Origin of the sequence: Parasphingorhabdus sp. (assembly GCF_048267785.1) — a bacterium.
Lineage (GTDB): Bacteria > Pseudomonadota > Alphaproteobacteria > Sphingomonadales > Sphingomonadaceae > Parasphingorhabdus.
Genome location: NZ_JBLWWU010000010.1, coordinates 107116 through 131026, shown reverse-complemented (window position 1 = coordinate 131026; position 23911 = coordinate 107116). Strand labels below are relative to the sequence as shown.

General features: G+C 57.1%; 25 protein-coding genes. 9 read left to right on the top strand and 16 right to left on the bottom strand.

Annotated features, from left to right (window positions below; genetic code table 11):
- The first annotated feature begins 9 nt into the window (after positions 1–9).
- From ACN0VD_RS10200 to ACN0VD_RS10190, 3 genes are read left to right on the top strand one after another with little or no spacing between them, the layout of a single operon-like run.
- Entirely contained in the window at positions 10–1290 is a 1281-nt protein-coding gene (locus ACN0VD_RS10200) for an MFS transporter (protein ID WP_417593843.1), read from the top strand.
- A gap of 16 nt (positions 1291–1306) precedes the next feature.
- On the top strand, positions 1307–2227 hold the full coding sequence (gene cysK / locus ACN0VD_RS10195; RefSeq protein ID WP_417593841.1) for a cysteine synthase A: 921 nt from the start codon (positions 1307–1309) through the stop codon (positions 2225–2227).
- Positions 2224–2964, top strand: a complete 741-nt coding sequence (locus ACN0VD_RS10190; protein ID WP_417593839.1) for a dienelactone hydrolase family protein — start codon at positions 2224–2226, stop codon at positions 2962–2964. Before cysK ends, ACN0VD_RS10190 begins: the two co-directional genes overlap by 4 nt.
- A 33-nt stretch (positions 2965–2997) precedes the next feature.
- Here ACN0VD_RS10190 and ACN0VD_RS10185 read toward each other — a convergent pair whose 3' ends face one another.
- Positions 2998–3270: a hypothetical protein gene (locus tag ACN0VD_RS10185; protein ID WP_417593837.1), complete on the bottom strand. Its 273-nt coding sequence runs from the start codon at positions 3268–3270 to the stop codon at positions 2998–3000.
- A gap of 272 nt (positions 3271–3542) precedes the next feature.
- On the opposite strand from ACN0VD_RS10185, the gene ACN0VD_RS10180 reads away from it, so the two are divergent.
- Complete coding sequence (locus ACN0VD_RS10180; RefSeq protein ID WP_417593836.1) at positions 3543–4334, top strand: aspartyl/asparaginyl beta-hydroxylase domain-containing protein; 792 nt, start codon at positions 3543–3545, stop codon at positions 4332–4334.
- Positions 4335–4340: 6 nt separating this feature from the next.
- Here the strand turns inward: ACN0VD_RS10180 and ACN0VD_RS10175 are convergent, their stop codons facing one another.
- Genes ACN0VD_RS10175 through hisI form a run of 4 tightly spaced genes read right to left on the bottom strand, consistent with a single transcriptional unit; the run spans position 4341 to position 7565 of the window.
- Positions 4341–6143 carry an acyl-CoA dehydrogenase C-terminal domain-containing protein gene (locus ACN0VD_RS10175; RefSeq protein ID WP_417593834.1) on the bottom strand — a complete coding sequence of 601 codons (1803 nt, stop codon included), beginning with the start codon at positions 6141–6143 and terminating at the stop codon, positions 4341–4343.
- Between the two features lie 54 nt (positions 6144–6197).
- Positions 6198–6635 carry a MerR family transcriptional regulator gene (locus ACN0VD_RS10170; protein ID WP_417593832.1) on the bottom strand — a complete coding sequence of 146 codons (438 nt, stop codon included), beginning with the start codon at positions 6633–6635 and terminating at the stop codon, positions 6198–6200.
- A gap of 37 nt (positions 6636–6672) precedes the next feature.
- A complete protein-coding gene (locus ACN0VD_RS10165) occupies positions 6673–7185 on the bottom strand; it encodes a hypothetical protein (RefSeq protein WP_417593830.1) in 513 nt (170 codons plus the stop codon).
- Between the two features lie 8 nt (positions 7186–7193).
- The gene (gene hisI / locus ACN0VD_RS10160; RefSeq protein WP_417593829.1) at positions 7194–7565 is read right to left on the bottom strand and encodes a phosphoribosyl-AMP cyclohydrolase; all 372 of its coding nucleotides are present in this window, start codon (positions 7563–7565) and stop codon (positions 7194–7196) included.
- A 177-nt stretch (positions 7566–7742) separates the two neighbouring features.
- Here hisI and purF point away from each other — a divergent pair, with 177 nt between their 5' ends.
- On the top strand, positions 7743–9266 hold the full coding sequence (gene purF / locus ACN0VD_RS10155) for an amidophosphoribosyltransferase (RefSeq protein WP_417593828.1): 1524 nt from the start codon (positions 7743–7745) through the stop codon (positions 9264–9266).
- Positions 9267–9268: 2 nt separating this feature from the next.
- Positions 9269–9970, top strand: coding sequence for an SDR family NAD(P)-dependent oxidoreductase (locus ACN0VD_RS10150; RefSeq protein WP_417593827.1), 702 nt, complete (start codon positions 9269–9271; stop codon positions 9968–9970).
- 10 nt (positions 9971–9980) lie between these two features.
- Here the strand turns inward: ACN0VD_RS10150 and ACN0VD_RS10145 are convergent, their stop codons facing one another.
- The 8 genes from ACN0VD_RS10145 to ACN0VD_RS10110 are packed head-to-tail and all read right to left on the bottom strand — an operon-like array spanning position 9981 to position 19078.
- A complete protein-coding gene (locus ACN0VD_RS10145) occupies positions 9981–11186 on the bottom strand; it encodes a serine hydrolase domain-containing protein (RefSeq protein WP_417593826.1) in 1206 nt (401 codons plus the stop codon).
- 12 nt (positions 11187–11198) lie between these two features.
- Positions 11199–12446, bottom strand: a complete 1248-nt coding sequence (locus ACN0VD_RS10140; RefSeq protein ID WP_417593825.1) for a class I SAM-dependent methyltransferase — start codon at positions 12444–12446, stop codon at positions 11199–11201.
- A gap of 55 nt (positions 12447–12501) precedes the next feature.
- Complete coding sequence (locus ACN0VD_RS10135) at positions 12502–13287, bottom strand: SDR family oxidoreductase (protein ID WP_417593824.1); 786 nt, start codon at positions 13285–13287, stop codon at positions 12502–12504.
- Complete coding sequence (locus ACN0VD_RS10130) at positions 13287–14681, bottom strand: cryptochrome/photolyase family protein (RefSeq protein ID WP_417593823.1); 1395 nt, start codon at positions 14679–14681, stop codon at positions 13287–13289. The genes ACN0VD_RS10135 and ACN0VD_RS10130 overlap by 1 nt, the downstream gene beginning before the upstream one ends.
- 14 nt (positions 14682–14695) lie before the next feature.
- Positions 14696–15688 (bottom strand): metal-dependent hydrolase, encoded by a 993-nt coding sequence (locus ACN0VD_RS10125; RefSeq protein ID WP_417593822.1) that lies wholly within the window; start codon positions 15686–15688, stop codon positions 14696–14698.
- Positions 15689–15733: 45 nt separating this feature from the next.
- Positions 15734–16123: a GxxExxY protein gene (locus ACN0VD_RS10120; RefSeq protein ID WP_417593821.1), complete on the bottom strand. Its 390-nt coding sequence runs from the start codon at positions 16121–16123 to the stop codon at positions 15734–15736.
- Positions 16124–16160: 37 nt separating this feature from the next.
- Positions 16161–17192: a 2-oxoacid:ferredoxin oxidoreductase subunit beta gene (locus tag ACN0VD_RS10115; protein WP_417593820.1), complete on the bottom strand. Its 1032-nt coding sequence runs from the start codon at positions 17190–17192 to the stop codon at positions 16161–16163.
- The gene (locus tag ACN0VD_RS10110) at positions 17189–19078 is read right to left on the bottom strand and encodes a 2-oxoacid:acceptor oxidoreductase subunit alpha (protein ID WP_417593819.1); all 1890 of its coding nucleotides are present in this window, start codon (positions 19076–19078) and stop codon (positions 17189–17191) included. The genes ACN0VD_RS10115 and ACN0VD_RS10110 overlap by 4 nt, the downstream gene beginning before the upstream one ends.
- Before the next feature lie 181 nt (positions 19079–19259).
- On the opposite strand from ACN0VD_RS10110, the gene ACN0VD_RS10105 reads away from it, so the two are divergent.
- The 3 genes from ACN0VD_RS10105 to ACN0VD_RS10095 all read left to right on the top strand — a co-directional run bounded on the left by ACN0VD_RS10105 (position 19260) and on the right by ACN0VD_RS10095 (position 21890).
- On the top strand, positions 19260–20210 hold the full coding sequence (locus ACN0VD_RS10105) for an alpha/beta hydrolase (RefSeq protein WP_417593818.1): 951 nt from the start codon (positions 19260–19262) through the stop codon (positions 20208–20210).
- A 222-nt stretch (positions 20211–20432) separates the two neighbouring features.
- On the top strand, positions 20433–20918 hold the full coding sequence (locus tag ACN0VD_RS10100) for an RNA pyrophosphohydrolase (protein WP_417593874.1): 486 nt from the start codon (positions 20433–20435) through the stop codon (positions 20916–20918).
- 21 nt (positions 20919–20939) lie between these two features.
- Positions 20940–21890: a DUF481 domain-containing protein gene (locus ACN0VD_RS10095; protein ID WP_417593817.1), complete on the top strand. Its 951-nt coding sequence runs from the start codon at positions 20940–20942 to the stop codon at positions 21888–21890.
- A 19-nt stretch (positions 21891–21909) separates the two neighbouring features.
- On the opposite strand, the gene ACN0VD_RS10090 is transcribed toward ACN0VD_RS10095, so the two are convergent.
- The 3 genes from ACN0VD_RS10090 to ACN0VD_RS10080 all read right to left on the bottom strand — a co-directional run bounded on the left by ACN0VD_RS10090 (position 21910) and on the right by ACN0VD_RS10080 (position 23903).
- Positions 21910–22440, bottom strand: a complete 531-nt coding sequence (locus ACN0VD_RS10090) for a tetratricopeptide repeat protein (RefSeq protein ID WP_417593816.1) — start codon at positions 22438–22440, stop codon at positions 21910–21912.
- A 69-nt stretch (positions 22441–22509) separates the two neighbouring features.
- Complete coding sequence (locus tag ACN0VD_RS10085) at positions 22510–23688, bottom strand: RsmB/NOP family class I SAM-dependent RNA methyltransferase (RefSeq protein ID WP_417593815.1); 1179 nt, start codon at positions 23686–23688, stop codon at positions 22510–22512.
- Positions 23685–23903: a hypothetical protein gene (locus ACN0VD_RS10080; protein ID WP_417593814.1), complete on the bottom strand. Its 219-nt coding sequence runs from the start codon at positions 23901–23903 to the stop codon at positions 23685–23687. Before ACN0VD_RS10080 ends, ACN0VD_RS10085 begins: the two co-directional genes overlap by 4 nt.
- Between the last annotated feature and the right edge of the window lie 8 nt (positions 23904–23911).

Here is a 23911-nt window from a genome sequence, read left to right as displayed (position 1 = left end):
AGTCACCGTGTGATCAACCCCGCACCCCATCCCTTTACCATAGCCAATTATCGCTACCTCTGGTTCTCACGGCTGGCGGCCATGTTTGCGCTTTATGCGATGATGTTGATCCTCGGCTGGCAAGCCTATAATCTGGCCCGTGAAGATATGGGGATCAGCGCCTCGGCCGGCATCTTGGGCCTGCTTGGTCTGCTGCAGTTCGTACCCCTGTTCATTCTGACACCGCTGGTCGGGTGGGTTGCAGACCATATGGATCGTCGCTGGATCGCGCGCATTGTTCTGGCCTCGCAGGCGATGATCGCGCTGACGCTCGCGCTGCTGACGGCGAGTGGTGGCATCACGCTCTGGTCCATCTATATCATTGCCGTGCTGCTCGGCATTTGCCGGGCCTTCCTCGGCCCGGCGATTAGTTCGCTGGCTCCGAATCTGGTTCCGAAGGCGTCGCTGCCACGCGCCATAGCCCTATCCACCATCGCTTGGCAGGTCGGCGTCATTGCCGGTCCCGGTATGGCCGGACCGCTTTACAAGGTCGACGCGGCCCTGCCCTATTTTGTCTGTGCCGGACTGTATGGACTGGCGACACTGGCCATGTTCCTGATCGGACCGGTCCCCCGCGCGCCGGCAGACAAGACCAAGAGCCCGCTGCAACAGGTCGGCGACGGCATGGCCTATGTCTGGACCAACAAGCTGGTGCTCGGCGCGATCACGCTCGATCTGCTGGTGATGTTCCTTGCCGGCGCAACCGCGATGATCCCGGTTTTTGCCAAGGACATATTGCACGCCGGTGAAATCGGCCTGTCGCTGCTCGCGGCATCTCCTGCGGTGGGCGCGGTGATCGTCGCGCTTATTTTCTCCTTTGCTCCGCTCAGCAAGAATGTTGGCAACAGCATGCTCGGTGCGATGGCCGTATTCGGACTGGGCACGATCGGCTTCGGCCTCAGCACCAACCTGTATCTCTCGATGGCCTGCCTCGGAATTTGCGGCGCTGCCGACATGTTCGGCGTCTATGTTCGCAGCTCACTGATCCAGTTGCACACGCCGGACGCCAAGCGCGGACGGGTCGGTGCGGTCAGCCAGATGACGATCAGCGCATCCAACGAACTCGGCGATGCCCTGTCCGGTGGCCTTGCGGTTCTGGTCGGACCAATTGCGGCCATTGTCGCCGGCGGAGCCGGTGCTATAGTGGTGACAGGACTCTGGTCGCGCCTGTTCCCCCAATTGGGTGCTGCCAAGACATTTGATCCGCCGGAAGATCTGCAAGCGGAACCGGCGGCAACAACGACAAGATAACCAGGAGTGCAGGACAATGATAGCTAACAATATTCTCGAAACCATCGGAAATACGCCGCATATCAAGATACAGCGCCTGTTTGGCGACGCCAATGTCTGGATCAAATCGGAACGCTCCAACCCGGGCGGATCGATCAAGGACCGGATCGGCCTTGCGATGATCGAGGACGCCGAGAATTCCGGCGCGCTCAAGCCCGGCGGCACCATTATCGAACCGACGTCCGGCAATACCGGAGTCGGACTGGCAATGGTGGCAGCGGTCAAGGGGTATAATCTGGTCCTGGTTATGCCGGAGTCGATGTCCCTCGAACGCCGCCGGTTAATGCTCGCTTATGGCGCCAGCTTTGACCTGAGCCCGAAGGAAAAAGGCATGAAGGGTGCGATCGAAAGGGCGCAGGAACTGGTTGACCAGACGCCCGGTGCCTGGATGCCGCAACAATTTGAAAATTCGGCCAATGTTGAAGTCCACAAACGCACGACCGCAATAGAAATCCTCAATGATTTCAAGGACGATCCACTCGATGCGATCATCACCGGCGTCGGCACGGGCGGCCATATCACGGGCGTCGCGGAGGTATTGAAAGAACATTGGAGCCATTTGAAAGTCTATGCTGTCGAACCGACGAACTCGCCGGTGATCAGTGGTGGCCAGCCTGGCCCCCATCCGATCCAGGGCATTGGTGCCGGCTTCATTCCCGGCAACCTCCACACCAAAAGCCTCGATGGCGCGATTCAGGTCGATCCGGCCGATGCCAAGGCGATGGCACTGAGAGCTGCGAAGGAAGAGGGCATGCTCGTAGGCATATCCTCCGGTGCCACGCTAGCCGCGATCGCACAAAAGCTGCCGGAACTCGGCAATCAGGCCAAAATTCTCGGTTTCAACTATGATACCGGCGAACGCTATCTATCCGTTCCAGAGTTTTTGCCCGAAGAATGAGTTCAATAGAGGTCCAGCAGTTCACCTATCGGCATGGTGACGTAGAATTAGCCGGCTATATGGCTCAACCCAGCCGCTATCCGCGTGCGGCCATATTGATCGTTCCCACTATCATGGGACCGAACAAGCAAATGTTTGAACGGGCCAGATGGCTTGCCTCTTTGGGCTATAGCGCAATGGTCTGCGACCTGTATGGCAAGGGTCCCATCGACAATATGCGTGAAGCGCGCGCGCTGGCGGACATATTGCGCGCGGATGCCGAATATTATCGGGAACGATTCCACTTTGCCCTCGAAGAATTGCGCAGGCGATCGACGCTGGGTAATAACCGTATCGGGGCGATTGGCTATTGCATGGGCGGTGAAATCGTACTCGAAATGGCGCGCGGGGGGGAAGACCTTGCCCTGGTGGTGAGTTTTCACGGCCTGCTTGCGACACCGCTACCGGCCAAGCGCGGAACCATAAAATCACGCATCCTGGTCTGCCATGGCCGCGCCGACCCGCTCGTTCCGCCCAAGCAAATGCGCGCCTTTATGGAGGAAATGGATTTTGCCGGCGCCGATTGTCATATCCATATCTATTCCGGCGTGCTCCATGGCTTCACCGATATCAGCGGCAGCTCCGGATCAATGGATGCGATCAAATATAACGCATCGGCAGACCGACAGAGCAAAGCGGCCATGCTCAGCATGTTTGATGAAGTGTTTGAAAATAAAAGAACACCGGACCAGCAATAGGCCCGGTGTTCGATAGAAGCGCGCGTTGCTGATCTAGTCGGGCTTGCCATCCCCGTCCGCGTCGAGCAGGTCGGGCTTGCTGTCACCATCCGTATCCCAAGCATCGGGCTGGCTGTCGCCATCACGATCCCAGGCATCCATGACACCATCACCATCGGTATCGACGGTCGGGGCCGGGATTTCCGACGGCGTGTCATCTGAAGGCACCGGTTGTGCGGCACTGGCTGCGACCGATAATCCCAATCCGGCGGTAACCAGATAGGGGGTCATCCGGCGCAGGCTGTTCAAAGCTAATTTGGAATGCATTGCATATACTCCTTATGCGTATCATTCCCCTGTCACAGCTGTTGTGACGGAAGCCCGCTCGCGGGTCCAGCAACCATCGACCATATGGGCAAGATAGACGCTAAGCCGTTGATTTATGTAGTTTATCTGTGAAGAAACACCGTTCGTCGCAACCGAAGGCGACAGTTGCCTTTGACAGATTGTTGGCCAGAGTTCGTCGAAAAATGGTCACATTCCACTATATAAAATCGGAAAATCGGGTCCGGGGCATTTCAAGAGAAAGGTTGCGAGCCATGTCCGGGAACAAAGTTCCAACAGCGTCTGATACAATCACGAAAACAGCCAGCCGACCATTGATCATCAGGGTTGGCAAGCGCCTTCGCGGCGCAATGAACAGAATATCCACAGCCCATTCAAAAATTCCCACCGAACCGATTCTTTCTGCCCCGACTTTTCCGTGGACCGAACGATTGACGGAGCGCTGGCGGGATATCGCACAGGAGGCAGCGACAATCCTGCGCCACCGCGACGCGGTACCGCCGCTCAAGGATATTTCCCCCGATCATGCCCGGATCGCCGGCGACGGCAACTGGCGCTCGTTTTTCCTGATCGGCTATGGCTATGAAGTAGCGGAAAATTGTGCGCGGGCCCCGGTCACGGCAGAATTGGTGCGCCAGATACCCGATCTCAACTCGGCATTTTTCTCTATCCTTGAGCCGGGAGCCCATATTCCCCGCCACCGCGGAGTCACCCGTGGCCTGGTCACTTGTCATCTCGGGCTGATCGTCCCCGACAGGCCGGAGAAATGCGTGATGCAGGTCGAAGAGACCGAGCTGTTCTGGGAGGCCGGAAAATGGCTGATATTCGACGACAGCTATTATCACGAAGTGCACAACCATACCGATCAGCGCCGGGTCATCCTGCTGGTGCAGGTGAAACGCCCGATGCGGCTGCTTGGCCGCTTTGCCAATGATCTCGCCCTGTGGGGCATTCGCCGGTCACCCTTTGTACAGGATGCCCGGCGAAATCTGACCAATTGGGAAGACGCCTACAAACAGGCGGAACGGAATGAAGCCGCGCGATAAAATCGGTCAGGCGACGGCGAACATCTCCGGATCCAGACCGATGATAGAATCGGCACCGCCTTCAATCTTGCGCCGCAATGAACCGGTATCGGGCAGGAAACGCTCTGCGAAATATTGCGCCGTCACCAGCTTGGCTTCGTAATATTTCGGATTGTCGGTCCCTGCCTCGAGAGTGGCCTGCGCCGCCTTGCTCATCCGCAACCACATCAGTCCGAGCGAGACGATACCCATGAGGTGCATATAATGATAAGCGCCAGCCCCCGCGTTGTTCGGATTGGCCATGCCATGCTGCATGAACCACATCGTTGCTTTTTGCAGTTCGCCATTGGCCTTTTCCAGCGCTTCGGCAAACCCGGACAGCTTGTCGTGGCCCTTGGCTTCGGCAATCTCGTCGGCGATCACCTGGAAAAAGGCCTGAACCGCACGGCCGCCATTTTGGCCAAGCTTGCGCCCGACGAGGTCCATCGCCTGGATACCGTTGGTGCCTTCATAAATCATCGCAATCCGGGCATCGCGAACGAACTGCTCCATGCCCCATTCCTTGATATAGCCGTGACCACCGTAGACCTGCTGCGATTCCGTCGCGATCTGATAGCCCATATAGGTGCCATAGCCCTTGATTACCGGGGTCAGGAGGCTGACCAGATCATTGGCGAATTGACGATTCTCCTCGGTTTCGGCCTTGTCCGCGAGATCAACCTGCAAAGCACCCCACAGAACCAGCGCCCGCATCGACTCGGTAAACGCCTTGCCATCCATCAGCATCCGCCGCACATCGGGGTGGGCGAACAGCGTATCCGCTTTTTCTTCCGGGTCCTGAGCACCGGTCAATGCCCTGCCCTGTCGCCGGTCACCAGCATAAATGACAGCATTTTGATAAGCGATTTCGCCCTGTGCCAGACCCTGCAACCCGACGCCCAGCCGCGCCGCGTTCATCATGATGAACATCGCGCGCAGGCCTTTATTCTCTTCGCCGACCATATAGCCGGTCGCGCCATCATAGTTCATCACGCAAGTTGCATTGCCGTGGATGCCCATTTTTTCCTCGATAGAGCCACAGCTCACGCCATTGCGTTCGCCCAGCGATCCGTCCTCGTTGACCAGAAATTTCGGTACGATGAAGAGCGAGATGCCCTTGGAACTGTCCGGCGCACCTGGCGTCTTGGCCAGCACGAGATGGATGATATTTTCCGCCATGTCATGCTCGCCGGCAGAGATGAAAATCTTCTGGCCGGTAACCGCATAATGGCCGCCCGGCATGGGTTCTGCCTTGGTCCGGATAAGCCCCAGATCGGTGCCACAATGCGCTTCGGTCAGGTTCATTGTTCCGGTCCATTTGCCGGAAATCATCTGGGTGGCGTAAGTCTGCTTCTGCTCTTCGCTGCCTTCTGTCAGGATCGAGGCAATCGCGCCCTGGGTCAGGCCACTGTACATTTCCAGTGCCTGATTGGCCGAAACCATGAACTCCATCACCGCATTGCCAACCACGCGGGGGAGGCCCTGCCCGCCAAATTCTTCGGGCGATGACAAGGTCGTCCAGCCGCCGTCGGTCAGTTGCTGATAGGCTTCCTTGAAACCCGTCGGCGTGGTGACAGAGCCGTCGTCATGACGGGTGCAGCCTTCTTCATCACCGATTTGATTGAGCGGATGGAGCACTTCTGACGAAAATTTCCCCGCTTCGGTGAGGATCGCGTCGACCATTTCCGGCGTCGCGTTTTCAAAGCCGGGGACATTCGCATATTGTTCAAGATGGAGAACTTCGTTGAGGATGAACCGGACTTCGCCGATCGGTGCGGTGTAACTGGGCATGATATATTACTTTCTGCTCAAATGGATGGGCCGGATATATCCGGCGTTTATCCTCTACTGCTGCTGCGCTTTTGCGTCCGCCATGGCGTCCTGCACAGTCTTGATAAAGCCGGTCAGTTCCTTGATCGAACTGTCGATATCGGACCGCTGTTTTTTCAGCGTATCGACCTTTTCCTGACATTTTTCGATGGTAACCTGCATCTGCGTTCTGCGTCCGTCACCAAGATCATAAAGATCGATCATATCACGGATTTCGGTCAGGCTGAACCCGACATTCTTCGCCCGCATGATCCACGCAAGGCGCGCCCGGTCGCGTTTGGTATACACGCGTGACAAGCCCTTGCGGTGTGGAGCAATAAGCCCCTCATCCTCATAGAATCGCAGGGCACGGGCGGTGACGCCGAATTCTTCTGACAGGTCCGAAATCGTGTAGGTTTCCCTATTCTTCAGATCGGGCGTATCCAGTTCGGCATGGTTAGGCGGCTTCGACATTCATCTGGAATAGCTTACGCTAACGTAAACGTCAAGCCTAGCCGCCGGGGCACAGATTTTCAAAATCGCGTCCGCCCGTCGACCGGGCAACCGCGTCCCCCTCTCCGATCATGTAGAAGCTGACCCCTTCAAAACCGGCGCGCGGACTGCAATAGCTTGTACAGGCTTCTGGCAGGCTGCCGGGTAGTTGTAGCTCCACTCCGTCGAAGCGGGCCGTGAACGTGCATTTTTTCTCGCTGTTCAGCGTGATTTTGACATTTTCGCCATCCCGTTCGGCTTCGCCCAGCCCCTCGCATTTGGTTTCTGGCCCGAACACCGCAATCATCCCGACCTGATAGCCGTTCTGATCATTGCCGACCGCGCAAAAACTGTCGGTTCCCAAATCGCTCCGCCGTTCAAAAGCACCGGAAAGCGTGACGTTGCGGACATCGGGAATAACGCCCGCATCAATCGCGGCCTGCTCAAGAGCAGAAAGCTCTGTCTCCGCATCGTCAGGACCAGATGGCTTCTGGCCACAGCCCGCCAGCAGCAGGGCCAAAACCAACATCAAGCTGCGACTCAAACGACGGGTTCCAGCTTGCCATCGACGATCTTGCGGTAAAAACAGCTTCTCCGGCCGGTATGACAGGCCGGGCCCGCCGGAACAGCCTTGATCCACAGCGCATCCTGATCGCAATCAATTCGCATCTCGGTCACCCTCAATATATTGCCCGATGTTTCACCCTTCTTCCACAGGCATTGCCGACTACGGGAATAGAAATGCGCGATACCGCTTTCCTGGGTCAGCTGCAGGGCCTCGGCATTCATATGGGCCAGCATCAGCAGTTCGCCGGACGAATCATCAGTGACGACCGCGGTGATCAGGCCGTTCGAATCATATTTTGGCTGGATCGTATTTCCGCTCTCTCGATCATGTTCGCATTTTGTCATGGCAGTGGAGTAAGCCGTGATTTGCTCCCTTGCAACGGCTAATGGCGCAATTGGCGAAGCCCCATTCCGTCCCATCACGCAATATTATGATTTTATGACATTGGGGGCAGACAAACCACCCTTTCCTACCTATATGGCAGGCATCCCGCGCCCGACCAATTACATGCCAGGTGAGATATGCTGACAACCCACCCGTTTGAAGATGACAAGCTGCGGGAAGAGTGTGGCGTTTTTGGAATCGCCGGCATTGACGACGCAGCCGCCATGGTTGCGCTCGGTCTGCACGCTCTTCAGCACCGCGGACAGGAAGCCGCCGGCATCACCTGCCGCAACGGCAAGGAATTTTACAGCCACCGCGCGCTGGGTCCGGTCGCCGGAAATTTCGACAGCGAAGAAGTGATCCACCGTCTGCGCGGCGATTCGGCATGCGGCCATGTCCGCTATTCCACCACCGGTGCCGGCACATTGCGCAACGTCCAGCCGCTCGAAGCCGATCTCGCTTCCGGCGGCTTCGCCATTGCCCATAATGGCAATATTTCCAATGCACTGGCATTGCGGGACGAGCTGGTTCGCCATGGTTCGATTTTTCAGTCGACCAGCGATACCGAAGTCATCATCCATCTGGTGGCGACATCCAAATATCGTACATTGCTCGACAAGTTCATCGATGCCCTGCGACAGGTCGAAGGCGCCTATTCGCTGATCTGCATGACTGCCGAAGGCATGATCGCCTGCCGCGATCCGCTAGGCATCCGTCCGCTGGTCATGGGCCGGATCGGGGAAGCCTATGTCTTCGCGTCCGAAACCGTCGCGCTCGATCTGGTCGGCGCGGAATATGTGCGCAGCGTCGAACCCGGCGAACTGATCGTTGTGACCAACGGTGAACTCCGCTCCCATCGCCCCTTTCCCGAGGGCCAGGCACGGCCGTGCATTTTTGAACAGGTCTATTTTTCGCGCCCCGACTCGATCGTCGACGGCAATTCGGTTTACAGCGTGCGCAAGGGAATCGGCGCGCAACTGGCGATGGAAAGCCCGGTCTCCGCAGATTATGTAATCCCGGTCCCGGACAGTGGCACTCCTGCAGCCCTCGGCTTTGCTGAAGAATCGGGCATCCCCTTCGACCTCGGCATCATCCGCTCGCATTATGTCGGGCGGACCTTCATCCAGCCCGGTGACGGCGTCCGCCATCTCGGCGTCAAGCTGAAGCACAATGCCAACCGTCCGCTGGTCAATGGCAAGAAGATCGTTCTGGTCGACGACTCGATCGTGCGGGGGACGACCAGCCTGAAAATCGTCCAGATGATGCGCGAGGCCGGTGCAGCCGAGGTCCATATGCGGATCGCCAGCCCGCCGACCATGCACAGCTGTTTCTATGGCGTGAACACACCAAAGCGCGAAAAGCTGCTGGCGGCCCGCAAGTCGATCGAGGAAATGCGCGAATTCATCCAGGCCGACAGCCTCGCCTTCGTTTCTATCGACGGCCTTTACCGCGCTGCGGGTGAGGAAACCCGCCACGACATTCAGCCGCAATATTGCGATGCCTGCTTTACCGGCGCCTATCCCACCGCCCTCACCGATCGCGATGGCCAGGAAGAACCGGATCAGCTCAGCATGCTCAACGAGCGTTCCGACTCATCCGGCACCGCGCGGGACCATGAACCGTCGGGCGACATGCCTCGCCTCAAACAAACCGCGAACTGACTATGAAATTTGAAGGTCAACTGGCTCTGGTAACGGGTGCTAGCCGCGGCATCGGCGCGGCGACAGCGCTGGCGCTCGCCAAAGAGGGCGCCCATGTCGTGATTACCGCGCGCAACGCGGATGATCTGGAAAAGATCGAAGAGGACATCCACCGGTCCGGAGGCAAAGCCACCATCGCGCCCCTTGATCTGATCGATGGCGACAGTATCGGACGTCTCGCCGCGGCGATTGCCGAACGCTGGGATGGACTGGATATTTTGGTTCTTAACGCAGCGATGCTGGGATCACTGGGACCGGTTCCGGCGATTGACGGCAAAGAGTTCAACAAGATCCTGACCCTCAACCTGATCGCGCAACAAGCCCTCATTGCAGGATTTGATCCGATGCTCCGCAAGAGCGAAAACGCCCGGCTGCTGGCGATCACCAGTAGCGTAGCGCGAAAGCCACGGGCATTTTGGGGTGCTTATGGTGCATCAAAGGCCGCGCTGGAGACACTTGTGCTCAGCTATGGTGAAGAAATGCGCAATTTGGGCAAGATTCGCACAGCCATTGTCGATCCCGGCAAGACCCGCACCGAAATGCGCGCCAGCGCCTATCCCGGTGAAGATCCGGCCAGTGTCAAACCACCCTCGGCGGTCGCCGACCGGCTGGTTGAGATACTCGCCAGCGATTTTGAAACCGGCGAGCATTTCCGGGTCAGCTGACGGATTCGGCTCAGCTCTCTGGCGGCTCGGCTGCCACATATTTTTTCACCGCTTCGAAGAACGCGATCCGCTGGTTTTTCTCCTTGTCGGGGGATGCGCTCGGCCAATTGCCGTTGGTCGCGATGACCAGCTTGTGCGCCGGGTCAATGAATATCCCCTGGCCAAAAATCCCCTGGCCTGCGAAACTGCCGTCATCAAAAGTCCACCACTGATAGCCATAACCACGGCCCGGCGCGCCGATGTCAGCCTGTTTCGTGCCGGCCTTGTCGAACCAGCCATCGGGCACAACCGACGTCTCGCCGATCTTGCCGCCATTCATGGCGAACTGCCCGAATAGGGCATAATCCCTTACTGTCGCGGAAATACAGCAGCCGCCAATTTCCTTGCCGCCCTCGTTGAGCAGCCATTCGGCGTCCTGCCCCATTCCATAAGGTTTCCAGACCTTTTCGGACAAATATTCAGATAGAGTCTTACCCGTAGCCTTGGCCACCAGCACGCCGATCAGATTGGTCTCTCCGGTATTATATTGCCAGCGGGTGCCCGGGGGCGCTTCATTCTCCAGCGTCTTCATATAGACGATGATCGGATCCATTCCGTCGACCGGTTTGGTATTGTTGAACAAGGCCACATCCGATTTCGGATCGGCATAATCCTCGTTCCATTTCACCCCGGAGGTCATCGTCAGCAACTGCTGCACCGTGACTCCGTCATAGCCGCTGCCCTTCAGTTCCGGGATATAGGCGGTCAGCGGATCATCGATCGACTTGATAAAGCCGTCCTTGATCGCAGCACCTACCAGAGTCGAGACCAGAGACTTGGCGACGGAGAAGGATGTCCAGCGGTCATCCTGTTCGAAATCGCGGCGATATTCTTCCTTGCGGATCTTACCATCCTGAAGAATGACCATCCCGGCCAGTCTTTGTTGCTCCATATAATCATTGACCGACAGTGGCTTACCGGCGACTTCAAAACTGTCCGGCAAGGCCGTACCGATTTCCAGAATCTTCGGCTCATCACCAGCAGCAATCGTGTTGGATGGCACCAGAGTGTGCATCATCCGGAACGCCTTGTCTCGCTGTGCATCGGTCCAGAACAGGATATTCTTGTCGGTCGGCAAACCCGCCGCATCCGCTGCCACTTTTTGTACCTGCTCGCAAGCCGTCACACTCAGACAGACGGTACTGAGCACCGCCAGCGTTCCCCATAGCCTCATCATCCACTCTCCCTTTTATTCTTTTATCAATGTAACCTGCGCCACGTCGATCCCGCCGCCGCGAAAACCGCCCTCGCAATAATCGAGATAGTAGCGCCACAGGCGGACGAATTTCTCGTCAAATCCGGTCGGCAGGTCCCCGCGATCAACCGCATCATCAAAGCGTTCGCGCCAGATTTTCAGCGTGCGTGCATAGTCGAGGCCAAAATTCTTCTGATCCGCCCACCGCAGGCCGCGTTCCTCGGCAAGGGCCTGGAACCGACTCTCCGACAGCAGCATGCCGCCGGGGAATATATAGGTCTGGATGAAGTCCGCGCTCGATGCATATTGCTCGAATATATCGTCTGCAATAGTGATATATTGCAACGCCGCGCGCCCTCCCGGCTTGAGATTGCGTGCGATACAATCGAGGAAATCGGGCCAATATTGCTGTCCCACCGCTTCCACCATTTCGACACTGGCAATCGCATCAAACTGCCCTTCGACATCGCGGTAATCCTGGATGAGGAATTGCGCCTCAGGGTGATGGTCCCGCGCCCAGGCGGTCTGTTCATCGGATAGCGATATGCCGGTCACTTTCAGACCATGATCGCGCGCCAGACTGCCCGACAATGCGCCCCAGCCACAGCCGATTTCCAGAACGCTGTCGCCCGGCTTGGTTGCCAACCGTTGCGCAATCGCCGCGACCTTGTTGCGCTGCGCCTGCTCGAGGCTGTCTTTTGCATCGCTGAAAATAGCGCTGGAATAGCTCATGCTTTCGTCCAGCCAGAGCCGGTAGAAATCATTGCCGAGATCGTAATGATATTGGATATTCTGCCGCGCACGCCGTTTGTCATTGCCGCGCTTCTTGTGGCGGCGTTTGACCATCCAGTTGAACAATCCGGACGCTCGACCGGTGCTTTTCAGCCCGGCACGATTGCGGGTAAACAGGTCGAATATCGGCACCAGATCCGGACTGTCCCATTCGCCCAGTTCCCAGGCCCGATACCAGCCGACAGACCCGCCGTTGATCAGCCGCAGCAATGCATTCCAGCTGTGCAACCGGATTTCTGCCATCGGCCCTTCGCCGCGACCACCCAATATCCGGGTGGTGCCATCGGGCAGCTTGCCTTCGAACGTACCATGATCCATTCCGGCATCGATCCGGTCGAGAATATGATGAAAACCAGGGGCAAACAGGCGCGCAAAAAAACCGCCGCCAATGGCGAAGCGTTTGCGTGCATCCAGCAAATGTTGTCCGCGCTTGGGAGTTTCCACGTTCATGCCGGTAAATATGGACTAGCGCTAAGCGCTTGGCAACGTAGAACTATCCCTTAGTTCAGCTTCCCGGCGCGGCGGCGGATCCGGCGAGAATACCGCCATCGATATTCAGTTCCGATCCGGTGATATAGGTCGCTTCATCGGACGCCAGCAGGACCGCAATGGCCGCCACTTCGCTAACCTTGCCAAAGCGTTGCAGCGGCGTATCGCGTACCAGCGCGGCTTCCGAGTCCGCCCGCGCAGCGCCTTCGCCCAGCATCGGCTCCCACATTGGTGTCATGATCGCGGCGGGATGGATGGAATTGCAGCGAATTTGCCAGCCCTGCTGCGCGCAATAAAGCGCGACCGACTTGCTGTGGTTGCGGATGGCCGCCTTGGATGAGGCATAGGCTGCTGCACCCGGAATGCCGACCAGCCCGGATCGTGACGAGATATTGATGATCGATCCCGCGCCCTTGTCCTTCATCGCCCGGATCGCATAGCGGCAGCCGAGAAAGGTCCCGTCCAGATTGACCCGGTGCACCGCGCGCCAGTCTTCAAGCGAGGCATTTTCCGGATCATGGGGGCCGATGCCATTTTCAAAACCGGTCACACCCGCATTGTTTACGACAACATCTGCAACCGGATATAAAGAGGCAAGCCGCGCCCACTCGGCCTCCTCCTGCACATTCAGGACCAGTGTCTCGCAATCCAGTTCCTCACCGGTCGCCCCCAATGCCTCCTCATCGCAATCGGTTAACAGCACCGTGGCACCTTCATCGACGAACGCCTTGGCAATTCCCTTGCCGATGCCGCGCGCGGCGCCAGTCACTACGCAGAATTTCCCACTCATCCGATCTGCCATTATTTCACCTCCTGATAAGCCGAGAGTGCCCTTTCGCGCCCTTCCCGATGGCCGATGATCTTAGCCGGATATTGCACGGGTTTGCAGCCATATTCTTCCGGATCATGGATATAGGGATCGTCGATATCGGCCAGTTCCGGAACCCATTGCCGGATATAGTCTCCGGCGTCGAATTTTTCCGACTGGGTCAGCGGCGCCATGATCCGGACGAACATGTTGCTGTCGACGCCGGTGCCCGACACCCATTGCCAGTTGACGCTGTTGGACGCGTAATCGGCGTCGACCAGCGTGTCCCAGAACCAACGCTCACCCTCGCGCCAGTCGATCAGCAGATGTTTGATCAGGAAACTCGCCGCGATCATCCGCACCCGATTGTGCATCCAGCCGGTCGCCCAGAGTTCCCGCATTCCGGCATCGACAATAGGATAGCCGGTTCTGCCCTCGCACCAGGCCTTGAAGTCCGCTTTCACCGCATCATCGCCCATATCCCGCCACGGCAGCGCGCGCATTTTGTCGCGATAGCTTTCGCCGCCATATTGCGGGAACTGGTCGATCACATTTTGCGCATAATCACGCCAGACCAGCTCCTTGCAATAGGTTTCAACCTTGCTCCCCTGCCCCGCCAGCCGGTTCCAGACCGTCGCCGGGCTGATCTCGCCAAAATGGAGATGTGGCGACAGGCGGGAAACCAGTTCCTCGGAAGGCAGGTTGCGACCCTCGTCATATTCTGTTGCCTTGTCGGCAAAATCCTCGAGATTGTCCTCCGCGCCCGCACTGCCGGGTTGCCAATGGTCACCGAAAGCTGTAGCCCAGTCCGGTTTGGTCGGTAGCAGGTCCCAGTCGTCCAGCGTATCGCTATCCGGCCAACTGTCAGGCGCATCGAGGCTCTCAGGTGCGGGAGCGGCTTCCCCCGGCGGCATATGCTGACGCAGCGCCTTCCAGAAGGGTGTGTAGATTTTATAGGGCGTACCGGCACCGGTGGTCACTGTCCCTGGCGGCAGCAGATAATTGCCGTCATGCAGGATCAGGCGGGCGTCGTCGCCGAGCAATTTTTCCAACATCCGCTCGGCATTGCGCCACCATGGCTCATAGTGATGCAAGCCATGCACTTCATCCGCACCCGTCGATTTGACAATTTCGGCCAAATGCTCTGCAGCCGGCCCACGGCGCAGGATCAGCTTTGACCCGAGACCCTTTAAACATGCTTCCAACTCTTCCAGCGACCGGTACAGCCACCAGCGTGACGCCCCGCCCATGATGCGGTGTTTGGGAGTCTCGTCGTCGAGGATGTAGACCGGAATGACCGGGCCGTCACAGACCTCAGCGGCGGCGACAGCGGCTTGATCGGAAAGGCGAAGGTCGCGGCGAAACCAGATGATTTTGGCTTTTGTCATGCCCCACCCATCGCTCAGGGAGCCGCCTGCTCCAACCTGTCTTTTCGGACATTCACCCGCACCGAGAAGCGGTCCCCAACCAGCGGATCCATGAAGCGCTGGTCTCTGACGATCATCTGGCTGTCATCGACCGCCATGACCGGCATCCTTGACCAGAATAGAAACGCTGCGGCATCATCGCTGGCATGCGCTATTTCGGACAGGAGCAACGGGGTTCCCTCTGGAAATGCGTTTTCCTTGTCGAGAATCACACTGTTGAACAGGCTATAAACCCCTGATCCATAAGCGAATTGATTGCGCCACAACATTTCTCTTTTCCAGAATTGCAAGGGCACGGGATTGGCGACGACCATATACTGGTCGGTCGCTTTTGCTCCGGCAACAGCAGTCTTGAAGATATTATTCTCGAGAAGGCTTGCGGTCTCCGCTTCGGCCTTTCCGGTGATCAGGCCGTTGGCAAAAATATAGGCACAGATCGCAGCAAAGCTGATCCACGCGGGCCGTTGCCAATTGTCAGCCCCGCGCTTCTCCCGCCGCCGCGAAATCCAGAATCCGGCGATCAGCGCCGCCCAGATCCAGATATCGATGATAAAGATGCTGTCGCCGTAAAACCATTGCGACGAAAACGGCTCGAGCAGCCGGATGCCATAACTGTTCAGCCAATCGAGCGCCGGATGGCTGAGACAGCCGATATAGGCCAGCGCCAGCAGCCAGCGCTTGTGGATTGGCAAACGATCCACAGGCCGCTTCCCGCGCTTACCTTGCCAGCGATCAAACCCGATCATGATCCCGGTCAGCAGCAGCGGCAGTACCAGCATCGCGATCGGGCCGTGAGTGATCCCCCGCCGGATCGCGAGATGCTGTACCCCGTCGAGCAGGGTCGCCACCGCATCGATATCGGGGATATTTGCGGCGATGATCAACGTCGCCATGCCGAGACCGGTCTTCTTTTTGAGCCCCATCTGGCCGAGAACGGCACCGGCGAGGCTGTGGGTCAGATTGTCCAAAATTTTATCTCACACAAAGACACGAAGGCACGAAGAAAGAGGTTCTTAGATTGCATGATAATCATTGGCTAACCGTTTTACGCCTTCTTTGAAAGTGGCTGCGCCAAAGTTCATCAGGAAGCCGAGAGGCAAATCCATCAGACGGAGATAGGTCAATAGCTGCTTGGCGTGGACAGGTGCGTAGCGTTCGGTAGACTTCAGCTCAATCAACAGTCTGTTTTCGACGATCAGGTCAGCCCGAAAGGCCTCGTCCAAAACTCGTCCCTTGAAGACGATAGGAATGATCCTCTGTCTTTCGACAGACAGACCTTTCTCCTTCAAACTCTCGAAAAGCAATATCTCATAGGCAGACTCGAGCAGCCCCGGCCCAATATCCCTGTGCAGGCGAAACCCGCAATCAATGGAGATTTTGGCGATGGACTCAAGACTTGGCACGCACCCATCTTAGTGCCTTCGTGCGAGCCAAAAATCTTTACAGTTCCGGCCCGCCCTCAGCCACCGTCCAGGTCTGCCCCTTGCTCAACAAAGCCTGCAAATCCGGCGCTTTGCCAGCCGCTGCCGCTTCGTTCTGCGCGACGACAGCCGCTTCGAACGTCGGACGCGGATCGTCGTAGAGCACGCCGAGAGCCATTGGAAAATCGCCAAACTGCATTTCGACGAGCATATGCGCCACCGAACGGTTGGTGACGTCATGGACAATCACGCCGGCGGCTTCCCAGTCGCCATCGACGACATCGACGACTTCCAGTTGCAGCGTCTTGCGATTCAATGTGATGCCCTTGCTACCCTTCCCGAACAGCATGGGTTCGCCGTTAACCAGATGCAATTGCGTATCGGCTGCGGTTTTCTTGGCCGCAAATTCCTCGAACACATCCTTGTTATAGACGATGCAATTCTGGAAAATCTCGATGAAGGACGCACCTTTGTGGGCGTGGGCAGCCTTGAGCACGTCGGGCAAGCCCTTGTGAACATCGATACCGCGCGCAACAAACCGCGCACCGGCACCCAGCGCAAAAGCACAGGGCGATGCGGGACGGTCGACCGAACCATAAGGCGTCGAGGGGCTTTGCGTACCCTGACGGCTGGTCGGCGAATATTGGCCCTTGGTCAGTCCGTAAATTTCATTGTTGAACAGCATCACCTGACAATCGAGATTGCGGCGCAGCAAGTGCATCGTGTGGTTGCCGCCGATCGACAGCGCGTCACCGTCGCCGGTGATGATCCAGACGTCCAGTTCCGGATTGGCCAGCTTTACGCCGGTGGCCACCGCCGGCGCGCGACCATGGATCGTATGAAAGCCATATGTTTCCATATAATAGGGAAAGCGCGAGGAACAGCCAATGCCGCTGATGAACACCGTCTTGGACGGATCAGCACCGAGATCCGGCATTGTCCGCTGTACGGCCTTAAGAATGGCGTAATCGCCGCAACCGGGGCACCAACGCACTTCCTGATCGGTTTCCCAGTCTTTCAGCGTGGTCGTGATTTTTGTCATCTCGTTCATGACAGATTCTCCTCAATCGCCGTTTCAATTTCGGCGATGGTAAAGGGCTGGCCGGAAACCTTGTTTACCGGCTTGGCATCGACCAGAAATTGATCGCGCAACAGGGTTTTCAGCTGTCCCATATTCATTTCCGGTACGATCACACGGTCATAGCTTTTCAGCAAGTCGCCGAGATTTTTCGGCATCGGCCAGATATTACGGATGTGGATATGCGCAACATCCCTGCCCGAGGCCACCGCACGGCGGACCGCCTGATGGATCGGCCCGAAGGTCGAGCCCCAGCCGACAACCGCCAGTTTGCCGCCAGCCTTGCCCATCGCGACATCCTGATCCGGGATGCTGTCTGCGACACCCAGGACCTTGTCACGGCGGATTTCGGTCATCTTCTGGTGATTGGCCGCGCCATAATCAATATGTCCGGTATCAATGCCTTTTTCGATGCCGCCGATACGGTGCATCAATTCCGGCGTCCCCGGTTTGATCCATGGCCGCGCCAGCTTCTCGTCGCGCGCATAAGGCTTCAATCCGCCTTCCGGCATTGTCTCCAGAAAGCTGGTCGGGAAGGATTCCAGGCCGTTGACATCCGGTATTTTCCAGGGCTCTGCCGCATTGGCAATATAGCCGTCGGTCAGCAGCATCACGGGTGTCATATATTGCACCGCAATCCGCACCGCCTCGATTGCGCATTCAAACGCATCGCTTGGCGAACGGGCCGCAATCACCGGCATCGGCGCATCGCCGTTGCGGCCATAGACGGCCTGATAGAGATCCGATTGTTCGGTCTTGGTCGGAAGGCCCGTGGAAGGCCCGCCGCGCTGCGAATTGACGATGACCAGCGGAAGCTCGGTCATAATTGCCAGCCCCATCGCCTCGCCTTTCAGCGCAATGCCGGGGCCGGATGATGAGGTAATACCGAGCTTACCGGCATAGCTCGCGCCAATCGCTGCTGCGATGGCCGCAATCTCGTCTTCCGCCTGGAATGTGGTCACGCCAAATTCTTTCAGACGCGACAAATGGTGCAGGATCGCCGAGGCCGGGGTGATGGGATAACCGCCGAAGAACATCGGCAGGCCAGCCAGCTGCGCGCCAGCGACCAGGCCGAGCGACAGCGCCTCTGCACCTGTCACCGTGCGATATTTGCCCGGTGCCGAGGGAGCGGCGCCGACCGTGCGCGACGTCAGATGGCCACTGCCAAGGCCGTCACCGGACAATTCCGCCGTTTCGCCATAAGCGTGGCCGGCGTTAAGCGCCGCAATATTGGCTTCCGCCACGTCCGGCAATTTCGCAAATTTGCTCTTCAGCCAGTCGATGATCGGCTGCCGGTCGCGTTCGAACATCCAGAGCGCAAGTCCCAGCGTCCACATATTCTTGCAGCGCAGGGCTTCCTTGTTACCCAGACCGAACGGCTTCACCGCTTCGAGCGTCAGCGCGGAAATATCCAGTTTGAGCAATTTCCATTTCGCCAGGGAACCGTCTTCCAACGGGTTGTTTTCATATTTCGCCTTGTCGAGATTCCGTTTTCCGAACTCGCCGGAGTCCGCGATGATCAGACCGCCGGGGCGCAAGACTTCGACATTGGTCTTCAAAGCCGCCGGGTTCATCGCGATCAGCACATCCGGTTGATCACCTGCGGTTTCAATCGCTCGACTGCCGAAGTTGATCTGGAAGGCGGACACGCCGAATAATGTGCCTTGCGGAGCACGAATTTCGGCTGGAAAATCGGGGAAAGTCGCCAGATCACTGCCCGCGAGCGCGGTCGACAGGGTAAATTGCCCCCCCGTCAACTGCATCCCGTCGCCGCTATCACCGGCAAAACGAACGACAACATTTTCGGAGCCATCGGGGTTGGGACTATTTGATTCTTCCTGCTTCAATGCGGTGGCCATAATGGATTTTCCGTGCCTTTATCATTATTACGCAACCCGCTCTAGAGCAGCAATGCGTCATCCTTCAAACCACAAAAACTAATAGGGATAAAGCATTTGTTTGGGACGCCAGGCGCGATTGGCACTTGCCTAATCAATGCAGGCTGATCTAATCGGTTAATTAAATGGCTGGAGATGATAGATGACCGATGCTTTTGTGCGCCCTGATGTGCAGATGGTTTTGACTATGATGGCGCAATCAGACCAGCCGCTGATGTCCGAGGTCGAGCCCGCTGCAGCCCGCGAAATGTACAATATGATGGCGACAATGCTGGAAGCCGACCCAGTCGATCTCCCGCGGATACAAGATTTTTCCTGCCCTGGTCCTGCCGGCGACATAGCACTGCGGCTATATGATAGTCAGGCCGAGCGCAGCGCGAAAACTCCCGTCATCATCTTCTATCATGGCGGTGGCTTTGTAATCGGTGACCTCGAGTCCCACCATAGTTTCTGCACTTATATCGCACGCGAAATGGATATTCCGGTCGTCGCGGTAGACTATCGGCTCGCGCCGGAAGCGCCATTCCCCGCCGCTCCGCTCGACAGTCTTGCGGCGACGAGGTGGGTTGCTGCCAATCAGGACAAGCTCAAGCTCAACATCAGCGGCATGGTTCCATGCGGCGATAGCGCTGGTGGAAATCTTGCCTTGGTGGTCGGGCAAGTGCTGGCAACCGAGCCGGCTGCCGTTCCGATCATCGCCCAATTTCCGATCTATCCTGCAACCCGCATGGATGCAGAAGGCGGATCCATGAATGAATTTGCGGAAGGTTTTCTGCTCACCAAAGAAAGCATGGAATATTTTGACCGCCATTATGCGCCAAAGGATGATGATATTTATGTCTCGCCTTATTTGGGCGATCTTGCCAAATCCCCGCCGACGGTGCTCGTCACCGCGGGTCTCGACCCCCTTCGCGACCAAGGTCGTGAATATGCCGCTGATCTGGTCCGGAATGGCGTGAACACCAATTTCATCGAAATGCCCGGCATTGTGCACGGCTTCATCAACATTCGCAAAGCTGTGCCATCCGCAGCACGCGATGTCGACAAGATGATCGCAGCGTGGAAAACGTTGCTGTCGTCTCTCGATTCATAAATCTGCCCCCGCCAGGAGATACTCCAGAAATATCCACGCGTTATCCAACCAATCTGCTGTCTCGACAAAAGCTTCAATTCAAAAACAAGAATCGCTAGAACCGGTACGGATTAATGCGCTATAATCGCGCTCGAGCCTCCCGATGGTTTGACTTGACCGCAGACTCGTCGGCGGCTTGCCCGATTTTCAGGGCGATACATCGTTTCAGAAAGGTATAGTAAAATCGATTTTAGCAGTCTCCCCTACCGTCCCTGTGCCGGTATCATGCTCGCAAACCGGGACGGCCGGGTGTTCGTTGGCCAGCGGCTGGACGCGGCTGACAGTCAATATCCCGATGCCTGGCAAATGCCTCAGGGCGGAATCGATAAAGGCGAGGACGCCGAAGCTGCTGCCTTGCGCGAACTTCGGGAGGAAACCGGCATTGTTACCGATCTTGTCAAGATCATCGGTCGCAGCAACGAAGAATATCTCTACGACCTGCCGGACGAGCTGCTCGGCAAGATATGGAAAGGGAAATATCGTGGCCAGCGGCAAAACTGGTTCCTGATGCGTTTCACCGGTCAGGATGATAATATCAATATCCAGACCGAGCATCCCGAATTCAAAAACTGGAAATGGACTGATCCCCAAGGCTTGCCAGATATCATCGTTCCCTTCAAAAGAGATCTGTATCGTGCGGTGTTGAAAGAGTTTTTGCCGCTGATTTAGTTCGAGTAAGCGAGATTCCCTATGCCCCGATCAGCCTCCGCAGCCGTAATCATCATTGCGGCCAGCATTTCCGCGCCCGCCAGTGCAGCACTACCGGAACCGGTTAAAGCAATGATCGACGCGGCCATTGCGTCCGGCAACAAACAGGATGTGCAGGCTGTTGCAAAACTGGCCAAAGCCACCAATCCGGATGATCACGCTGAAATCGATGCCATCATGTCGAGCTATAATGCGCAACTGGCAGCGAAAGCCGAAGCCGAGCTGCGCGAGAAACAGGAGGCCGGTTTCTTTGAACATTGGAAAGGCCAGGGGGAACTGGGAGGTTTTCGTTCAACCGGGAATACCAGCAATCTGGGTCTTTCCGGCGGCGTCAAACTGGCCAAGGACGCCATAAAATGGCGTTTGAATTTTCAGGCGCGCGCCGACTATCAACGCAGTGCCGGTGTAACGACCCGCGATCAGTTGAGCGCGACGATCGAGCCCAATTACAAGTTCGACAAAAGCCTTTACGCTTATGGTCTGGCGCAATTTGAGCGGGACCGTTTTCAGGGATTTTCTGCCCGCTACACCGTGTCAGGCGGACTCGGTTATGAACTGGTCAAAAACAAGGACCTGCGCATCACGATCAAGGCAGGGCCCGCAATTCGGATAACCGATTTCGTCGAGGGTGAAACCAAAAGCAGCCTTGCCGCTTTGGTCGGACTGGATCTGGACTGGAAAATTTCCGACCATCTGAAATTTTCTCAGGATGCAGGAGGGACCTATGCCAGTGACGCAAAAGGATTTACTTCGGCCGCTGCCGTCATAGATAGTGACAATACAACGTTCACGGCGACCTCAGCGCTTGACGCAAAGCTTCTCGGCTCTCTTTCAGCACGTTTATCCTATACGATAGAACATGAAACCAACCCTGCAGCGGGCAGTATCAAAACCGATACACTCAGCCGTGCAACGCTGGTCTATGATTTCTGAACGATTGAACTGGCCGCTATCAGGGCGTGTCGGCTGCTGGCTCCTCATCACCAACTTTGGGCTTTGGCGTAACCGCTTCGGCAGACAGGACCGGCTTTTTCTCCGCTAGCTTGATGGCACTAGCGAGTTGATCATTTTGCGAACAGCGTGACCGGCACAGGGTTTCAATCCGCGACAGGTTAACCCGAGCCTTTTCCAATGCGCCCCGCTGGATAAGGGCCTCACCCTGCCCTGCCAAGGCGTCGAGATTGTTGGGGTCCAATATGAGCGCCTCGCGATACAGACGGATCGCCTTGCCGGGCAATTTCTGCACCCGGGCGATTTGCGCCAAGGCTATGAAAGCCGAACCGTTGCGCGGATCGACGACAAGCGCCGTTTCGTAGAGGTCCGCAGCAAGGTCCAGTTCACCGCGTTTCTGCGCCGCTTCACCCAATTGCATATATTCAACCGAGCGTGGCTTGATTTCTACGTCGGCAGACTGGCCGAAACTGGCGCTGGAAACCGTGACGAAAACGAGGGACAAGGCAATAACTGCCGGTGAAAAACGCATAATCAGCTCCATTAAACTCTCGCGACCATAGCCAGATTCACCTGCATGCTGGCTTAACATGATTTGCTATCACAATTTTTCGAGGCACGTAAAATAAAAGCCATCCGTTCCGTCATGATGCGGTGAGAGAAGTGTACCTTTACGATATGGGCGGCCAACCGGCAAATCAATCGATATTTCCCGCCATTGCGGATGGTTTTCAAGAAACTTGTCAGTCTGGTCACCACCCTCCGCGTCGAGCAACGAACAAACCGCATATATCAGATTTCCCCCCGGCTTTACCATGTCGCTGCCGAGTTCCATAAGTCTTTGCTGCAGTTCCGTCGTGTGATCGAGCCGCTTTGGCGTCATCCGCCAGCGCAGCTCGGGGTTGCGCCGCCAGGTTCCCGTCCCGCTGCAGGGTGCATCGATCAACACCAGATCGCAACTGGCTTTCAGATGGTCAAGCGCTTCCATTTCATTGCCCGGTGCGAGCAAAATCGTCTCGATATTACGGGCACTAGCCCTGCGCTTGCGGGGCTCTATCCGGCTCAACCGGCCGCGATCCGTGTCCGCCGCGATAATCTTGCTTTCCGGAGGCAGCATGGCCGCCAATGCCAGGGTCTTTCCACCGGCACCTGCACATAGGTCCAGAACAAGCTGCGGCCTGGCAGCGGCGCCTGCCATGGCAATGGCCTGACTGCCGAGATCCTGAATCTCGATGGCGCCTTCGCGAAAGAGCGCCTTGTCTTCCAGCTGGCTGCCGGCAGGCAGTTCATAGCCGTGCGGCAAGGCAAGAGCGATGGCTTCGGGCCATGCCGATTTGACTTCCATATCCGTTGAACGATGCCCATTGACCCGGACATGCAGCGGCGCACGATCGAACAATGCTGTCCGTTCGGTTTCGTCGATCAAACTGGCGAACCTGTCCACCAGCCAGTCCGGAACCTGCGCTCCGCTGGCGACCGGTTCCCCTTCTGCGATCGCCGCAGGGCCATAGTTGGAACCGCTAAAAAGCTCGCGCAATTCGGGGCGTTCTTCCACCAGTCCGAGCAAGGCCTGCCGGCCGCTTTCCGGCCGGTCGCCCCAGCGCCGGATGGCGGAATAGACCAGTTCGCGAATGGCGCGGCGATCACCTGATCCGGCATAGCGGCGTTCCTTGAAGAATTTCTTGGCGATATTGTCCGCAGACGCCCCATTGTCGCGCGCCGCGGCAATGATCCAGTCGAGCATCTCTATCGCGGCTTGCAGCCTTGCCGAAGGGGTCACTTGTCCATGCGATCGTCGGCGTCGAAACAATAATATACTATCCGCGCATCCGATCCATATTCCGTCTCGACCATCGCCTTCCGCTCGGAAGCCGCTTCTTCACAACTTTCGAACGTCGAATAGACATCATTTGTCCAAAGCGGAGTGTTGTCCGCCTGCCCCGCAGGCCAGACAAACATCAGCAGCAATATCTTCGCCTCGATTACGAGATCCATGCAAAGGT